The organism is Janthinobacterium breve (assembly GCF_051380895.1).
In the GTDB taxonomy this organism is placed as follows: domain Bacteria; phylum Pseudomonadota; class Gammaproteobacteria; order Burkholderiales; family Burkholderiaceae_D; genus Janthinobacterium.
On record NZ_JBNYXY010000016.1, the window covers coordinates 55341 to 70314 of the forward strand.

Here is a 14974-nt window from a genome sequence, read left to right on the forward strand (position 1 = left end):
TGCAATGGAATGCGCATGCCGCTCGATTATCCCGCCGACCCTGTTCACCCGCTTGCTGCCGTCACTCACGCGGCGCCGTATGACTACTATCGCCGCCTGGCGGAAGGCCCATCCTTGCGTTTCGATGCGCGGCTCGATGGCTGGCTGGCGACGGGCGCGGCCGGCGTGCGGGCCGTGCTGGACCATCCCGCTTGCCGCGTGCGCCCACCGGAACTGGCCGTGCCGCACAAGCTGGCGGGCACGCCGTGCGGCGCGATTTTTGCCGAACTGGTGCGTATGAATGAGGGCGAGCGGCATGCCGTGCCGAAACAGGTGCTGGCGCACGCGCTGGGCCAGGTGGACCTGGCGCGCCTGCAGGCGCGCACCCTGGATCTGGCGCAAGCGCAGCTGCCCGGCAGTGCCACGCGGCTGAACGATGCGATTTTCGAACTGCCCCTGTTTGTCGTGGCGGACTTGCTGGGTTTTGCGCCAGCGCAATGGCCGGCGCTGGCCGCCTGGACGCGCGATTTCGTTGCCTGTTTGTCGCCGCTGAGCAATGGCGCGCAACTGGCAGGCGCTCAGGCGGCAGCCGAGGCGCTATTGCAACGCTTCTCGGTGTTGCTGCGCGAGGGACATGCGCTGCCCGGCAGTCTGTTGCACGACGTCGTGGCCGGGGCACGGCAGGCAGGCTGGCAGGCATCGAACGGCGTGCTGGCCAATCTGGTGGGCTTGCTGTCGCAGACCTGCGACGCCACGGCCGGCTTGCTGGGCAATGCCATCGTGGCCTTGTGCGCGCAACCGGAGTTGTCCACGCAACTGAGTGCCGCGCCAGAGCTGTGGCCGGCCATGCTGCGCGAGGTGGGCCGGCATGATCCCTCCATCCACAACACGCGCCGCTACACGGCGGAAGACGTGGAGTTCAATGGCGTGCGCGTGCCGGCCGGGCAGATGATCGTCGTCGTGCTGGCCAGCGCCTGCCATGATGCCTGTGAGCATGCGAAGCCTGTGGCGCCCGGCTTTGGCCATGGCTGCCACGTCTGTCCGGGCCAGTCCATCGCGCACACCATCGCCACGGCCTGTTTGCAGGCGTGGGCCGATGCGCTGGAACGCTTGCCGCTGGCGTGGACTTATCTGCCGTCGCTGAACGCCCGCATCCCCGTGTTTGCGCCAGGAGCCGGCGCATGATCGCCGTGATTTTTGAAGTCTGGCCCAGCGCCGAAGGGCGCCAGGAGTACCTGGACCTGGCGACGGCATTGCGGCCCTTGCTCGATGGCATCGATGGCTTCATTTCCATCGAACGCTTCAGCAGCCTGAGCGAGCCGGGTAAATTGTTGTCGCTCTCGTTTTTCCGCGACGAGGCGGCGCTGGATCAGTGGCGCCAACTGGAAGCGCACCGCGCGGCGCAATCGGCTGGCCGGCATGGCGTGTTTGATGATTACCGGCTGCGCATCGCCGGCGTGGTACGCGATTACGGCATGCTTGACCGGCAACAGGCGCCCGGCGACAGCCGCCAGCGCCACGATGCCTAGCGTTTAGCGGGGCAGCGCGCCCTGCGTGATCTTTACCTTGACCCGGTAGGCGGGTTCGGCCGCGTTCAGGGCGGGCGGCGTGGCCGGGTCGACGTCGAGCAGGGTGAACGTCAGGTGCTTGACGCTGACGGAACTGGCGGCGCCGGGCATGGAATCGGACAGCACGATATCCGTGGCGCCCGCGCTGTTGCGCAAACTGAAACTGTAGCTGACGTAGCCTTTCCACACGCACACGGCGCCCTTGCGGCAGCGGCTGTCGTTGACGCGCTCCAGTTTCAGGGTGTCAGTGGCCGTGATGGCGACCTGTTCGCCCGGCGAGAGCACGTGGGTGACGCTGCGCGGCGTGTTTTCCGCGTCGCCGGCGCTGCCGGCCGCGCCGCAGCCGGCCAGCACGGCCAGGCAAGCGATGAATATGGGTAATAGCCAGCGACGGCAGGAGTCATGGAGGTAATGCATATTTTTCCTTTCAGGTGGAGCGTCCCCGGCGCGGCCTCCGCGCAGAGGATAATAGTAACAAAATGATATTTTCCCGGCGCGCCATAGGCATGCTGCGGATGAATTGATGCGCCGACCACGCGGCGCGCCGATTACTGCGTAGAATGGCTGTTTTGAAAATCAGGAAACAACCATGAAAAAAACTGCCCTGGCGAAAAGCGATGCCAAGAAACTGATGGGAAAGATGAATGTTCCCGGCGCCGGCGCATTCGGTAAGGAAGCGGTGGTCGTCGACCGCCGCGAGCAGCGCAAGCGCGATCAGGCCCTGGGTCTGGTGCCCTTCGCCGTCAAGCTGAACAGCGACCTGGTCTTGCAATTGCAGACCCTGGCCAAGGAGCGCGACGCGGATCTGAATGAATTGGTCGCCGAGCTGATCACCAAGGGCTTGGCTGCAGCGTAAGGGCTAACAATGTTTATCTGTTGATAAACATCAAACTGTAAAACTAAAAGGCGCCTTGCGGCGCCTTTTGCATTGTGGCATTGCTTTCGATTACACGTAAGCGGCCAGCGCGCCCTTCATTTTTTTCAGCGCCGCCACTTCGATCTGGCGGATGCGCTCGGCCGATACGCCGAACTCTTCTGCCAAAGCGTGCAGGGTGGCGCCGGAACCGTCGTCGTTGGCCAGCCAGCGTGCTTCAATGATGCGGCGCGAACGGGCGTCGAGCTTGCCCAGGGCCGTTTCCAGGCCTTCCGATTGCAGGCGCGTCACTTGCTTCGCTTCCAGTACCTTGGTCGGCTCGCTTTGCTCCGACGACAGGTAGGCGATCGGCGAAAACTTGTCGTCTTCATCGTCGGTCGGCGATTCCAGGGCGATGTCGCGGCCGCTCAAGCGCGTTTCCATCTCGATGACTTCTTCGCGCTTCACGTCGAGCAGCTTGGCCAGCGCATCGATCTGCTTGGGTGTCATCGCGTCCAGGCCCGTCTTGTGGCTGCGCAGGTTGAAGAACAGCTTGCGCTGGGCCTTCGTCGTCGCGACCTTGACCAGGCGCCAGTTTTTCAGGATGTACTCATGCATCTCGGCTTTCACCCAGTGCATGGCGTACGACACCAGGCGCACGCCCTGGTCCGGATCGAAACGTTTCACGGCTTTCATCAAGCCGATATTGCCTTCCTGAATCAGGTCGGCATGCGGCAAGCCATAGCCCAGGTAGCCGCGGGCAATCGAGACCACCAGGCGCAGGTGCGACAGCACCAGTTCTTGCGCGGCGGCCAGGTCATTTTTTTCGCGCAGGCGTGTCGCCAGCGAAATTTCTTCGTCGTGGGTCAACATGGGCAGGCGGTTCACGGCCGAGATATAGGCGTCGATATTGCCCAGATTGCCAGTGAACCCGAGGCCCAGCGCATTATTTTTGGTCGGAACCAATGCGGACGTTGCGGACATCATAGTCATGTTTTCTCCCTCGTAGTCTTGCTTTGTTCCAGTTGGCCATGTCACGCGACGTGGCCTGATTGTCTGTTCGGTTTTGCGTATTCGGTCTTGCACTTTGCAGATCGCGGCTCCATCTATATCTGGCGCCTATGGCGGTTCTGCTGTTGGTATGTGCCTATATTAGCACTCTCTGCTTGAGAGTGCCAATCAGCACATTTAATCGTCCCGATAGCCTAAATACTATGGCGATTTATAAGTTGATACTTTATCTAAAACACGCCGCCAGGGCGCCTGGACACTGCAGTGTGCACCTGTTTGGTCGCGCCTGAAAGGGCCGCACGCCTCTTGACGACAACGTAGGTAGTCTACGGGCGCAAGCTGAAGCGAACCTTAAGAATACTTGCTAAATATCAAGATAACCACAGTATGGGGTGGATATTAAAAAAACAAGGGGAGGGTGAAACGTATGGCGACGCCAGTGGCGCCGCCATGGGAGGGAAGGTCAGTTCAGGCGCGCCAGGTGGCGCTGCACGCAGAGAAAGGCGCCGATCAGGCCCAGGCCGGCGCTGACGGCCAGCAAGCCAGCCATCGGCAGCGGCGCCAGCGGCACCAACTGGAACTCGGACGCATACAGGCGGGCAAACTCGGCAATCGCGGTATTGAGCGGTTGCAAGGCCAGCGCCACGGCACCCAGCGCCAGCGCACCGGCGCACAGGCCCAGCAGGGCGCCCGTGTAATAGAAGGGGCGGTGGATGAAGGTGTCGGTGGCGCCGATCAATTTCGAGATGCTGATTTCATCGCGCTGCTGCATCACTTGCAGGCGGATGGTGTTGAAAACCACGGCGATCACGGCCACGCCCAAAGTGATCGCCAGCAGCAACAGCACCAGGCGCAGCACGCCCAGCAGGGCCGCCAGGCGCTTGACCCAGGCCGAATCGACTTGCGCCGATTCCACGAATGGCAGCTGGCGCAACTGTTCCGCCACCGCATCGACATCCTGTGCTTCGCTGGCGCTGCTGAACGCATCGAGTTTCAATACATAGCTGTCGGGCAGGGGATTGTCGCCCAGGGTGCTGAGCACGTCGGCCAGGCCGTTCTTGTTTTTCAGGGTGTCGAGCGCCTGTTCGCGCGGGATGAAGAGGATCTTCGCTTTTTGCGCACCCACGATCTTGCGCATGGAACTGGCCAGGGCCACGGCTTGCTCGCGCGGCGTGTCGATTTTCAGGAAAACGCTGATTTCCGGGTCGACCGACATCTGTTCCGACATCGGGCGCACATTGTCGAGCATGGTCAAGCCGGCGAACGGCAGCGACAGGGCGATGGCGACGACGAGCACGTTCAACAGGAAGCCGCCTGGCGACTTGCGCAAATGGATCAGCGCCGAGCCCAGGGCGAAGCGGTGTTGGCGGAACCAGCCTCTCATGCCTGTTCTCCCTGCGCATCGTCCGGGTCGGGGGATGGCGCAAAATCGGGATCGGGCGGTGCGAAGACGGGCGCCTGCGTGGCCTTGTCGATGGCCACCAGCTGGCCGTTTTTCAGGTGGATCACGCGGGCGGCGGCGTCGAGCATCTGTTCGTCATGGCTGGAAATGAGGCAGGTCACGCCCACCGAATGAAACGCTTTCAGGGCGTCGAGCACCTTATTGGCGCTGGCGCGGTCCAGGTTGGCCGTCGGTTCGTCGGCCAGGATGATCTGCGGCCGATTGACGATGGCGCGCGCGATGGAGACGCGCTGCTGTTCCCCGCCTGACAGCGACAGGGGACGCGCCATGGCGCGGTCCAGCAGTCCCACTTTGTCGAGCGCGGCGCGGGCGCGCTGCTCGGCTGCCGCCTTGTGGGCGCCGACGACGAGCAGCGGCAGCATGACGTTGGCCAGGATGGAGCGGTCGTTGAGCAGTTTTTGCTGCTGGAAGATCAGGCCCATGTTACGGCGCAAAAAGGGCACCCCGGCCGGCTTGATCTTCGCCATGTCCTGGCCATTGACGATCAGCTTGCCCGAGCTGGGGCGTTCCATGGCTGCGATCATTTTCAGCAGGGTGGACTTGCCTGCGCCGGAGGGGCCGGCCAGAAAGACCAGCTCGCCTTTGGCAATATTGAGTGAAATGTCGCTGAGCGCCACGGCGTCGGACGAGTATTGCTTGGAGACGTGCTGAAATTCAATCATGTAGGCTTATCCGAGCAGCGCTTCAACAAATTCGGCAGCCACGAAAGGCTGCAAGTCTTCAATTTTCTCACCGATGCCGATGAAATACACGGGCACGGGGCGCACGCGGGCGATCGCCGCCAGCACGCCGCCCTTGGCGGTCCCGTCCAGCTTGGTGATCACCAGGCCGCTCAACTGCAGGGCATCGTCGAAGGCCTTCACTTGCGTGAGGGCATTCTGGCCCGTGTTGCCGTCGATGACGAGCAGGATTTCATGCGGCGCGCCCTCCATGCCTTTGCCGATCACGCGCTTGATTTTCTTCAATTCTTCCATCAGGTGCAACTGCGTCGGCAAGCGGCCTGCCGTGTCGACCATCACCACGTCGATACCGCGCGCTTTCGCCGATTGCACGGAGTCGTAGGCCACGGCGGCCGGGTCGCCCGATTCCTGCGAGATGACGGTGACGTTGTTGCGCTCGCCCCAGACCATCAATTGTTCGCGCGCGGCGGCGCGGAAGGTGTCGCCTGCGGCCAGCAGCACGGATTGATTGTTCGACTGCATGTGCTTGGCCAGCTTGCCGATGGTGGTGGTCTTGCCGGCGCCATTCACGCCGGAAATCATCATCACCAGCGGCTTATGGCGGCCCAGCTCGAAGCGTTTTTCCAACGGCGAGAGCAGGTCGGTCAACAGCACCTTCAGCGCGGCCTTGACGGCGGCGGCGTCGAGCAGCTTGTCTTCCTTGACCTTTTTCTTCAATTCCGTGAGCAGGAATTCGGTGGCGTCGATGCCCGCGTCGGACATCAGCAAGGCCGCTTCCAGCTCTTCGTACAGGGCGTCGTCGATCTTCGCGCCGACGAACAGCACGGATAAAGTGTTCGAGGTTTTCGACAGGCCGGCTTTCAGGCGCGTCATCCACGATTTTTTCTCGGGTTCGGCGGCCACGATCACGGGCACGAGCTCGGCCGGTGCGCCGCTCAGGGGCGCAGCGGAGGGAGCAACTGCTGGCGGGGCAGGCGGCGTGGCGGCAGGAAGGACGAGGGGCTCGGCTGGCGCAGCCTCGGGAGTGACGGTTTTTTTCTTGAAGAAACTAAACATGGATGTGTGGTGGCGGGTGCTGACCTAAGGCCCGGCGGCGCCGGACACTGTTGTTACGGGCTATTCTACCAGAGCGCGCCCGGCCCTTCATGCTTTACTGTTCGATTGGCAACATTGCGTGGCTATCCACGGAGATCGCCGCAGTTGCCCCGCTTTCCAGCCGGTTCAGTGGGTTTGTAGGGCGCGCGCCTGATGGCGGCGGCGCCAGTCGGCGATGCTTTCCTCGACTTGCCGCAAGTCCAGTACATGCAAAAAAGGCGGCGGCTGCCTGGTCAGCACGGGACTGCGGCCGCCAGCCCACAATTCCATGTCTGGCGGCAAGCTCGCATGCAACTGCTGCAGGCTGTCGCGCGTCTGCCTTTGCTTGCTGGCGCTGGAGAACGATAGCGCCACGATGTCGGCCCGCTGCGAGTGCGCGGCCGCGACGATGTCCGTCAGCGGCGTTTCCACCCCCAGCGACATGCAATGGGCGCCGGCCGCCGCACACAGCGCTTCGGCCATCAGCAGGCCCAGGCCATGACGCTCCTGCGGCAAGGTACTGAGGACGATGCGCGGCGTGCGCGTGGACGGGCTGCTTGCTTGCGGTAGGGAAAAAATGGCATGGCGCATCACCGTCTGCAGGGTTTCGCTATACAGATGCTCTTCATACACGGCCAGGTCGCCGCAAGCCCACGCTTCGCCCACCATGCCGGTGAGGGGCGCGATGACGTCGATGGTGAAGGCTTTCAAGCCCAGCACGGCCAGCGCGTGGCGCAGGGCATCGCCCAATTCCGCCATCTGGTGGCCACGGCACAGGGACAGGTAGTGCGCCAGTTGCGGTTGCGGCGCAGGTGGCGCCGTGCTGCCCGCGCTGGCCAGTTGCTGCAGTTGCAAGGTGCTGTGCTGCATGATTTTACCCGGACGAAATCCGAGATCCAGCAGGCGCTTGACCATGCGCAATTTTTGCACTTGCTCGGCCGGGTAGCTGCGCTCGCCGAAGGCATCGCGCTGGGGCTGGGGAAAGGCGTAGCGGCGTTCCCACACACGCAAGGTTTCCTTGGCCAGCCCCGTGTCGCGTTCGACATCGCTGATGCTGAAGGCGGAAGGGGATTGCAGTGGTTGCAGGTCGGTATCCATACAGGGGGCTTGCTTGCATGCCAAAAGAACGTGGAATGCATTTTACGCCTTCCGTCGCGCCGGACCAAATAGCTGAATCCGATTGAAAGTTGCTTGCGTATAAATTTGTGAGCGGCTCGCGCCCTCATTGACATGAATCAATATTTAATTGATTATTGATTTTGTCCTGGACAAACTTTATGCGGATACTGTTATGAAAATCGCCGTCGTTGGAGCGGGAATTGCCGGTTTGTCGTGTGCCTATCGGCTGGCGCAGGCGGGCCAGGACGTCACCTTGTACGAGGCGGGCGACTATTTTGGCGGCCACAGCCATACGGTGGATGTCACGCTCGATGGCGTCACGCATGGCGTCGACACGGGTTTTCTCGTGTTTAACCACGCCACTTACCCGCACCTGGTGCAGCTGTTCCAGGAGCTGGGCGTCGAAGCGGCCGACAGCGACATGTCGTTTTCCGTGAAAATGCCCTTGGGTACCGCGCCCGATGCCCGCGTGCTGGAATGGGCGGGGGCCAATCTGGACACCGTATTTGCCCAGCGCAGCAATCTGCTGCGCCCCGCCTTCTTGCGCATGCTGCGCGATATCCTGCGCTTCAACCGGCAAGCCAGCGCCCTGGCCACGGCCAGCTTGCCGGCGCCGGCCATGTCGCTGGGCGAGTTCCTCGACCTGCATGCCTACGGCGCCGAGTTCCGCCATTGGTATTTATTGCCGATGGCCGCCTGCATCTGGTCGTGTCCGGCGCGCCAGATGCTGGCCTTTCCGCTGGCCACCTTCATCCGCTTCTGCCACAACCATGGCTTGCTGCAAGTCAGTGACCGGCCGCAATGGCGCACGGTGCGGGGCGGAGCGCGCGTGTATGTGGAAAAACTGCTGGCGGGCATTGCGCAGCAGCGCCTGGCGTGTCCCGTGCTGGCCGTGCGCCGCCAGTCGCACGGCGGCGCGCGCATGGTCGAGTTGCATACGGCCGCCGGCGTCGAGCATGTCGATCACGTGGTGCTCGCTTGCCACAGCGACCAGTCGCTGGCCCTGCTGGCCGATATTCGCGACGACGAGCGCCGAGTGCTCGAAGCCGTGCGCTACCAGCCGAATCGGGCCGTGCTGCATACGGATGCGTCTTGCCTGCCGCAGCGCCGCCGTGCCTGGTCGGCCTGGAATTACCAGGGCCGGCCGGCCGCGCACGGCGAGGCGCCGCAAGTATGCGTGCATTATTTGCTGAACCAGTTGCAACCTTTACCCTTCAGCACGCCCGTCATCGTCTCGCTCAATCCGCTCGATGAGCCCGATCCGGCCAAGGTAATCGACGCGTTTTCGTATGCCCACCCCGTGTTCGATGGCGCGGCCATTGCCGCCCAGGCGCGCCTGGCCGGCTTCCAGGGCGCGCAGCACACCTGGTTTGCGGGTGCCTGGACGGGCTATGGCTTTCATGAAGACGGCTTGAAATCGGGCCTGGCCGTGGCAGCAGCGTTGAACGGCATGGCGTCGGCGGAGCTCGGTCATGCCGCGTGAGCTCTCTCCGCCCGTGCCGCCGCAGCCCCAGCTGTGCCTGGGACGGGTGCGCCATGCGCGGCTGCGCCCGCGTCCGCATGCTTTCAGTTACGGCATGTTTTATCTGCGCCTGCCCCTGCGCAGCCTGGGCGTGCAGGATTTTCCCGCCCGCTTGATCTCGCGTAACCGCGTCAATGTGCTGGCCTTCCGCGACAGCGACCATGGCGATGGCACGACGCCGCTGCTGGAGTGGATTGATGGCTTGCTGCACCAGCATGGCGTGATGGATGCGGGTGGTGAAATCTGGCTGCAAGCCATGCCGCGCATGTTCGGTTATGTCTTCAATCCCGTCAGTTTCTGGTTTTGCCACCGCCCGGATGGCGTGCTGCGCGCCGTGGTCTGTGATGTGCGCAATACCTTTGGCGAGCGCCATCTTTACTTGCTCGAGCAGGGCGGCGCCATCGCGTATGGCAGCGAACTGCTTGCCAAGAAAATTTTCCATGTCTCGCCGTTCTGCAAGGTGGAGGGCAATTATCGTTTCCGTTTCCTGCGCAACCATGAACAGGGCGGCGAGCGCCACCTGGCCCGGGTCGATTACGACGACCTCGACGGTCCGCTGCTGCAAACGAGCTTGTCCGGCACGGCGCAGCCGCTGCGCGATGGCGCCATCGCCTGGGCCTTGCTGCGCTACCCCCTGATGACGTTTGGCGTGATGGCGCGCATCCATTGGCAAGCCTTGCGCCTGTGGCTGCGCCGCGTGCCGTTTTTCAGCAAACCCCTTCCCCCACAAGAAAAGGTGTCCCGATGAGCTCCGATTCCCTGCCGACCGGCATGCATGCGCGCAGCAGTTCCACTATCTCGCATGAGCATCTGGATATGCCCGCCACCGGGCGCATGATTGTGCGCCTGCTGGAAAAATTGCAATATGGCGCCCTGCGCCTGCGCACGCCCGATGGGCGTATCTTGCTGTACGGCGACGGCGGCCACCCGGTCACCCTGGACTTGCACAACTGGCGCCTGTGCTCGGCCGTGCTGCGCTCGGGCGACATCGGCTTTGCGGAAACGTTTATTGCCGGCGATTGGCGCACCGACAATTTGCCGGGCCTGATCGAATTGATGATACGCAACCGTGCGCAGATCGAATCGCTGATCTACGGCAATTGGTGGGGCAACCTGATCTACAAGGTCAGGCATTTGCTCAACCGCAATTCACGCGCCGGCAGCAAGAAAAATATCCACGCCCATTACGACATCGGCAACGCCTTTTATCAGCTGTGGCTGGATCCGTCGATGACGTATTCGAGCGCCCTGTTCAGTGCAGGCGCCAGCCTGGAACAGGCGCAGGGTGCGAAATACGCGCGCATCGCCGACCAGCTGCAATTGCAGCCGCAGCTGGGTCAGCGCGTGCTGGAAATCGGCTGCGGCTGGGGCGGCTTTGCGGAAACGGTGGCGCGTGACTACGGCGCTCACGTGACGGGCCTGACCTTATCGAGCGAACAACTGGCGTATGCGCGCCAGCGCCTGCAAAACGCGGGGCTGGCGCAACAGGCCGATTTGCAACTGTGCGACTACCGCGACAGCCATGGCCAGTACGACGCCATCGCCTCGATCGAGATGTTCGAAGCCGTGGGCCAAAGCTACTGGCCCGGCTATTTCGCCTGCGTGGCGCGCAACCTGAAACAGGGAGGGCGTGCCTGCATCCAGACCATCGTCATCGCCGACGCCTTGTTCGAGCGCTACAGCAAGAGCACGGATTTCATTCAACAGTACATTTTCCCGGGCGGCATGCTGCCATCGCCGGCCGAGTTTCGCCGCGCCGCCGAGGCGCAGGGCTTGCGCGTGGTGGACGCCTTCAGCTTTGGCCTCGACTATGCGGAAACCCTGCGCCAGTGGCGCGCCAGCTTCCTGGCCCAGCGCACGGCGCTGGAAAAACAGGGTTTCGACGGCCGTTTCCTGCTGACCTGGGAGTTTTACCTGGCGTATTGCGAGGCCGCCTTCCAGGCGCACAACACGGATGTGATGCAATTTACCCTGATCAAGGACTGACCATGCGCCGTTTGCTTGCCGCTGTTGTGCTGTCGTTGAGCATGTTCGGTGCTGTGGCCGCGCCGCCTGCCTTTATCGCTGCCGACGTGCCCGAAGCGCGGCTGGCGGGGGAGGGCGAGTATACGTGGTTCGGCATGCGTATTTATCGCGCGCAACTGTGGGTGGGCGCGAATGGTTACCAGGGCGCGGCGTCGGCAACGGCGCCTTTTGTGCTGGAATTGCGCTACGCGCGCGCGCTCGATGGCAAGAAGATCGCCGAGGCCAGCTATGAACAGATGCAGAAGATAGGCGCAGGCACCGAGGCGCAGCGCCTGGCGTGGCTGGCCACCATGCAGCGCATCTTTCCTGACGTCAAGGAAGACCAGCGCATAGCGGGCGCCTACCGGGCCGGCATCGCGCCCGGCGTGCGCTTTTATCTCGATGGCAAGGTGCTGGCTGACGTGAGCGATGGCGACTTTGCGCGCGCCTTCTTCGCCATCTGGCTGTCGCCCGATTCGACGGCGCCCAAGCTGCGCGGCGCGCTGTTGCAGCATGCGGCGCCGCTGCCATGAATGCCGGGGCCAGCGCCTTGACCTTGCCGGCCTTGTTCCAATATGGCCTGTTCGGCTTGCCGCTGGCCATGCTGGCGCTGCCCATCTATATATATGTGGCGCCGTTTTATGCACAGCGCAGCAGTCTTGATCTGGCGCAGATCGGCGCCGTGCTGCTGGCGGCGCGCATCGCCGCCGCCTTCATCGACCCGGCCCTGGGTGCCTGGATGGCGCGCGGCGGGCGCAGCTATGCCGTATATGTCGGCGCTGCGCTACCGTTGCTGTTGCTGGGCTTTGGCGCCTTGTTCCATCCGCCATCGCTGTCGCATGGGGCTGCCCTGGCCTGGTTCCTGGCTGCCTTGCTGCTCGTCTACACCGCCTATGGCCTGGCTGGCATCGCGCACCAGAGCTGGGGCGCGGCGCTGAGCCAGGCGCCCACGCAGCGGGCGCGGGTGGCGGCCGTGCGCGAAGGCTGCGGCTTGCTTGGCGTGATCCTGGCGGCGGGGCTGACTTCCGTGCTCGGCTATGACGGCTTGTCGCTGGCCTTTGCCGTCTGCCTGCTGGCGACGGGCGCGCTGCTGCTGGCGCGCGCGCCGCGTCCGGCCTTGCGCAGTGCCGGGGAGGTGGTCGCCGGCAGTGGCTGGAAAATCCCGTTGCGCCAGCGCGCGTTTCGCTGGCTGTTCGCCGTCTTGCTCGTCAATGGCGTGGCCGCCGCCATCCCCGCCACCCTGTTTCTGTTCTTTGCCGGCGATTATCTGCGCCTTGGACATTACGCGGGAGCGTTCCTGATTGTGTACTTTTGCGCGGCAGCCGCTTCGATGCCCCTGTGGGTGGCTCTGGCGCGCCGCTTTGGTGAAGCGCGCGCCTGGGGCGGTGCCATGCTGCTGGCCGCTTCCGTGTTTGTCTGGGCCTATGGCCTCGACGCAGGCGCTGCCTGGGGCTTTGCCGGCATCTGTCTGCTGTCGGGCCTGGCGCTGGGCGCCGACCTGGCCTTGCCGCCGGCCCTGCTGGCAGGGCTGATCGGCGCGGCCGGCCATGCGGGGCGGCACGAAGGGGCGTATTTCGGCTGGTGGAACTGGGGCGTGCAAATGAGCCTGGCGTTGGCGGCCGGCATCGCCTTGCCCCTGCTGGCCTGGCTTGGCTATGTACCGGGCAGCAGCACAGGCTTGCCGGCCCTGTCGGCGGCCTACGCCTTGTTGCCCTGCGTCCTGAAACTGCTGGCGGCGTTGCTGCTGTGGCGCGCGCCTTTACAACATATATATAGTGAACCCACGGAGTATCGACCATGCACCTCATGAGATCCTGCCAGCGCGGCGTGGCTGCTGCGGCCTTGCTGCTGGCGCTGGCTGCCTGCTCGACGCCGCCCACGCCGGCCATGTACGCGCAGGAACTGCCGCTGCTGGACTTGCAACAGTACTTCAATGGCACGCTCGATGCTTACGGCATCTTCCAGGATCGCTCTGGCAAGGTGGTCAAGCGCTTCACGGTGGTGATGCGGGCCAGCTGGGTGGGCGAGACGGGTACCCTGGACGAGGATTTCACGTACGCGGATGGCAGCCGGCAACGGCGCGTGTGGACCCTGCGCAAGACGGCGCCCGGGCGCTTCATCGGCACGGCGCCCGACGTGGTCGGCGAGGCCATCGGCGAAGTGGCAGGCAATGCGCTGCGCTGGCAATACGTGCTGGCGCTGCCCGTCGATGGCACGGTGTACCACGTCGACTTCGAGGACTGGATGTTCCTGATGGATGACAAGATCATGCTCAACCGTGCCGCCATGAGCAAATTCGGTTTTAGCCTGGGTGCCGTCACTTTATCGTTCAGCAAGCGTCCACAGGCGGCCCCATGAATCGCAAGATCACCAATTGGGCCGGCAAGCGCGTGTGGATCATCGGCGCCTCCAGCGGCATCGGCGCCGCGTGCGCCACCTTGCTGCTGGAGCAGGGCGCGTGCGTGGCCTTGTCGGCCCGCCATCGCGCCAGTCTGGAACTGCTGTGCGAGGGGCAGCCGCTGGCGCAGGCATTGCCGCTCGATATCACCCAGCCCGCGCAGTTGCGGGCCGTCTGCGCGGACTTGCAGCAGCAGTGGACGCATATCGACCTGATACTGGTAGTCGCTGGCGGCTATCAGGCCATGCGCGCCGATAGCTTCGACCTGGAGGCGGCGCAGGGATTGCTGGCCCTGAATGTGGGCGGCGTCTTCAATTGCCTGGAGCAGGCCTTGCCGTGGCTGTTGCGCCAGGGCTGCGGCGGCATCGGCATCGTCGCCTCGGTGGCCGGCTATGGCGGCTTGCCCAAGGCGCTCGCGTACGGCGCCAGCAAGGCCGCGTTGATCAACCTGACAGAGTCGCTGTACCTGGATTTGCATGGGCGCGGGATTGATGTGTATCAAATCAATCCCGGTTTTGTCGCCACGCCCTTGACGGCGGACAACGATTTCAAGATGCCTGCCCTGATGACGGCGCACGACGCGGCGGCCGCCATGCTCGACGGCATCGAGCGGGGCCAGTTTCACATCCACTTCCCCAAACGCTTCACGAATACCCTGCGCCTGGCGCGGCTGTTGCCGTACCGGGCTTATTTTTGGCTGATCCGCAAGGTGACGGGCGTATGAACGCAAGCAGCCAGGATGCGGGGCAGACGGAAGGCGCGCTGGCGCGCCTGGTGGCGTTCTACGAGCACTTGAGCATCGAGAGCCTGGCCCAGTTGGGCGCCGTGTACGCGCCGGACGCCCATTTCAAGGACCCGTTCAACGAGGTGGTGGGACATGCCGCCATCCTGGCCATCTTCGAGCACATGTTCGTGCAAGTCGATGCGCCGAGGTTTGTCGTGCTGGAAAGCCTGGGGCGGGGGAGGCAAGCCTTCCTGACGTGGGAGTTTCGTTTCCGCATGAAACGCCTGGTATCTGGTGAACAATGTATTCGTGGCGCAACACATGTGCGCTTCGATACGCAGGGGCGGGTGGTCTTGCACCGCGATTATTGGGATGCCGCCGAAGAATTGTATGAAAAACTGCCTCTGCTGGGCGGTTTCATGCGCATGCTCCGGCGCGCCAGCCGGCGCTAAGCTTGTTTCTTGATGCTTTTCAGCAAAAAATCCAAAAAAGAAAAAGAAAATTGTGTGAAATTGAGCAGTGAAAAACTTGATTTTGATCAATGTGTCGTTTTTTAGACACAAATATGTCAAAATATTGA

The 14974-nt window shown here is 63.2% G+C and carries 17 protein-coding genes; 11 read left to right on the forward strand and 6 right to left on the reverse strand.

Annotated elements, in window-relative coordinates:
* Positions 1 to 15 precede the first annotated feature (15 nt).
* Positions 16 to 1164 carry a cytochrome P450 family protein gene (locus ACQ4W0_RS27770; RefSeq protein ID WP_436579673.1) on the forward strand — a complete coding sequence of 383 codons (1149 nt, stop codon included), beginning with the start codon at positions 16 to 18 and terminating at the stop codon, positions 1162 to 1164.
* Positions 1161 to 1508 carry an antibiotic biosynthesis monooxygenase family protein gene (locus ACQ4W0_RS27775; RefSeq protein ID WP_436579674.1) on the forward strand — a complete coding sequence of 116 codons (348 nt, stop codon included), beginning with the start codon at positions 1161 to 1163 and terminating at the stop codon, positions 1506 to 1508. Before ACQ4W0_RS27770 ends, ACQ4W0_RS27775 begins: the two co-directional genes overlap by 4 nt.
* Positions 1509 to 1511: 3 nt before the next feature.
* Here ACQ4W0_RS27775 and ACQ4W0_RS27780 read toward each other — a convergent pair whose 3' ends face one another.
* Complete coding sequence (locus ACQ4W0_RS27780) at positions 1512 to 1964, reverse strand: hypothetical protein (protein WP_436579675.1); 453 nt, start codon at positions 1962 to 1964, stop codon at positions 1512 to 1514.
* Between the two features lie 172 nt (positions 1965 to 2136).
* Here ACQ4W0_RS27780 and ACQ4W0_RS27785 point away from each other — a divergent pair, with 172 nt between their 5' ends.
* Positions 2137 to 2403: a hypothetical protein gene (locus ACQ4W0_RS27785; RefSeq protein WP_071079406.1), complete on the forward strand. Its 267-nt coding sequence runs from the start codon at positions 2137 to 2139 to the stop codon at positions 2401 to 2403.
* A gap of 90 nt (positions 2404 to 2493) precedes the next feature.
* On the opposite strand, the gene rpoH is transcribed toward ACQ4W0_RS27785, so the two are convergent.
* From rpoH to ACQ4W0_RS27810, 5 genes are all read right to left on the reverse strand, one after another.
* Positions 2494 to 3387, reverse strand: a complete 894-nt coding sequence (gene rpoH, locus ACQ4W0_RS27790; protein ID WP_102120138.1) for an RNA polymerase sigma factor RpoH — start codon at positions 3385 to 3387, stop codon at positions 2494 to 2496.
* Positions 3388 to 3874: 487 nt separating this feature from the next.
* Entirely contained in the window at positions 3875 to 4795 is a 921-nt protein-coding gene (ftsX, locus tag ACQ4W0_RS27795) for a permease-like cell division protein FtsX (RefSeq protein WP_436579676.1), read from the reverse strand.
* Positions 4792 to 5535: a cell division ATP-binding protein FtsE gene (locus tag ACQ4W0_RS27800; RefSeq protein ID WP_102120140.1), complete on the reverse strand. Its 744-nt coding sequence runs from the start codon at positions 5533 to 5535 to the stop codon at positions 4792 to 4794. Before ACQ4W0_RS27800 ends, ftsX begins: the two co-directional genes overlap by 4 nt.
* A 6-nt stretch (positions 5536 to 5541) precedes the next feature.
* Entirely contained in the window at positions 5542 to 6609 is a 1068-nt protein-coding gene (gene ftsY / locus ACQ4W0_RS27805) for a signal recognition particle-docking protein FtsY (protein ID WP_436579677.1), read from the reverse strand.
* A 165-nt stretch (positions 6610 to 6774) separates the two neighbouring features.
* Positions 6775 to 7725: a MerR family transcriptional regulator gene (locus ACQ4W0_RS27810; RefSeq protein ID WP_436579678.1), complete on the reverse strand. Its 951-nt coding sequence runs from the start codon at positions 7723 to 7725 to the stop codon at positions 6775 to 6777.
* Between the two features lie 193 nt (positions 7726 to 7918).
* Here ACQ4W0_RS27810 and ACQ4W0_RS27815 point away from each other — a divergent pair, with 193 nt between their 5' ends.
* From ACQ4W0_RS27815 to ACQ4W0_RS27850, 8 genes are read left to right on the forward strand one after another with little or no spacing between them, the layout of a single operon-like run.
* Positions 7919 to 9229, forward strand: a complete 1311-nt coding sequence (locus ACQ4W0_RS27815; protein ID WP_436579679.1) for an NAD(P)/FAD-dependent oxidoreductase — start codon at positions 7919 to 7921, stop codon at positions 9227 to 9229.
* Positions 9219 to 10016 carry a DUF1365 domain-containing protein gene (locus ACQ4W0_RS27820; RefSeq protein ID WP_436579680.1) on the forward strand — a complete coding sequence of 266 codons (798 nt, stop codon included), beginning with the start codon at positions 9219 to 9221 and terminating at the stop codon, positions 10014 to 10016. The genes ACQ4W0_RS27815 and ACQ4W0_RS27820 overlap by 11 nt, the downstream gene beginning before the upstream one ends.
* Positions 10013 to 11254 (forward strand): class I SAM-dependent methyltransferase, encoded by a 1242-nt coding sequence (locus tag ACQ4W0_RS27825; protein WP_436579681.1) that lies wholly within the window; start codon positions 10013 to 10015, stop codon positions 11252 to 11254. Before ACQ4W0_RS27820 ends, ACQ4W0_RS27825 begins: the two co-directional genes overlap by 4 nt.
* Positions 11255 to 11256: 2 nt before the next feature.
* Positions 11257 to 11805 carry a chalcone isomerase family protein gene (locus tag ACQ4W0_RS27830; RefSeq protein WP_436579682.1) on the forward strand — a complete coding sequence of 183 codons (549 nt, stop codon included), beginning with the start codon at positions 11257 to 11259 and terminating at the stop codon, positions 11803 to 11805.
* The gene (locus ACQ4W0_RS27835) at positions 11802 to 13082 is read left to right on the forward strand and encodes an MFS transporter (RefSeq protein ID WP_436579683.1); all 1281 of its coding nucleotides are present in this window, start codon (positions 11802 to 11804) and stop codon (positions 13080 to 13082) included. The genes ACQ4W0_RS27830 and ACQ4W0_RS27835 overlap by 4 nt, the downstream gene beginning before the upstream one ends.
* A complete protein-coding gene (locus ACQ4W0_RS27840) occupies positions 13070 to 13630 on the forward strand; it encodes a DUF3833 domain-containing protein (RefSeq protein ID WP_436579684.1) in 561 nt (186 codons plus the stop codon). Before ACQ4W0_RS27835 ends, ACQ4W0_RS27840 begins: the two co-directional genes overlap by 13 nt.
* On the forward strand, positions 13627 to 14394 hold the full coding sequence (locus ACQ4W0_RS27845) for an SDR family NAD(P)-dependent oxidoreductase (RefSeq protein WP_436579685.1): 768 nt from the start codon (positions 13627 to 13629) through the stop codon (positions 14392 to 14394). The genes ACQ4W0_RS27840 and ACQ4W0_RS27845 overlap by 4 nt, the downstream gene beginning before the upstream one ends.
* Complete coding sequence (locus tag ACQ4W0_RS27850; RefSeq protein ID WP_436579686.1) at positions 14391 to 14846, forward strand: nuclear transport factor 2 family protein; 456 nt, start codon at positions 14391 to 14393, stop codon at positions 14844 to 14846. Before ACQ4W0_RS27845 ends, ACQ4W0_RS27850 begins: the two co-directional genes overlap by 4 nt.
* Positions 14847 to 14974: the final 128 nt, after the last annotated feature.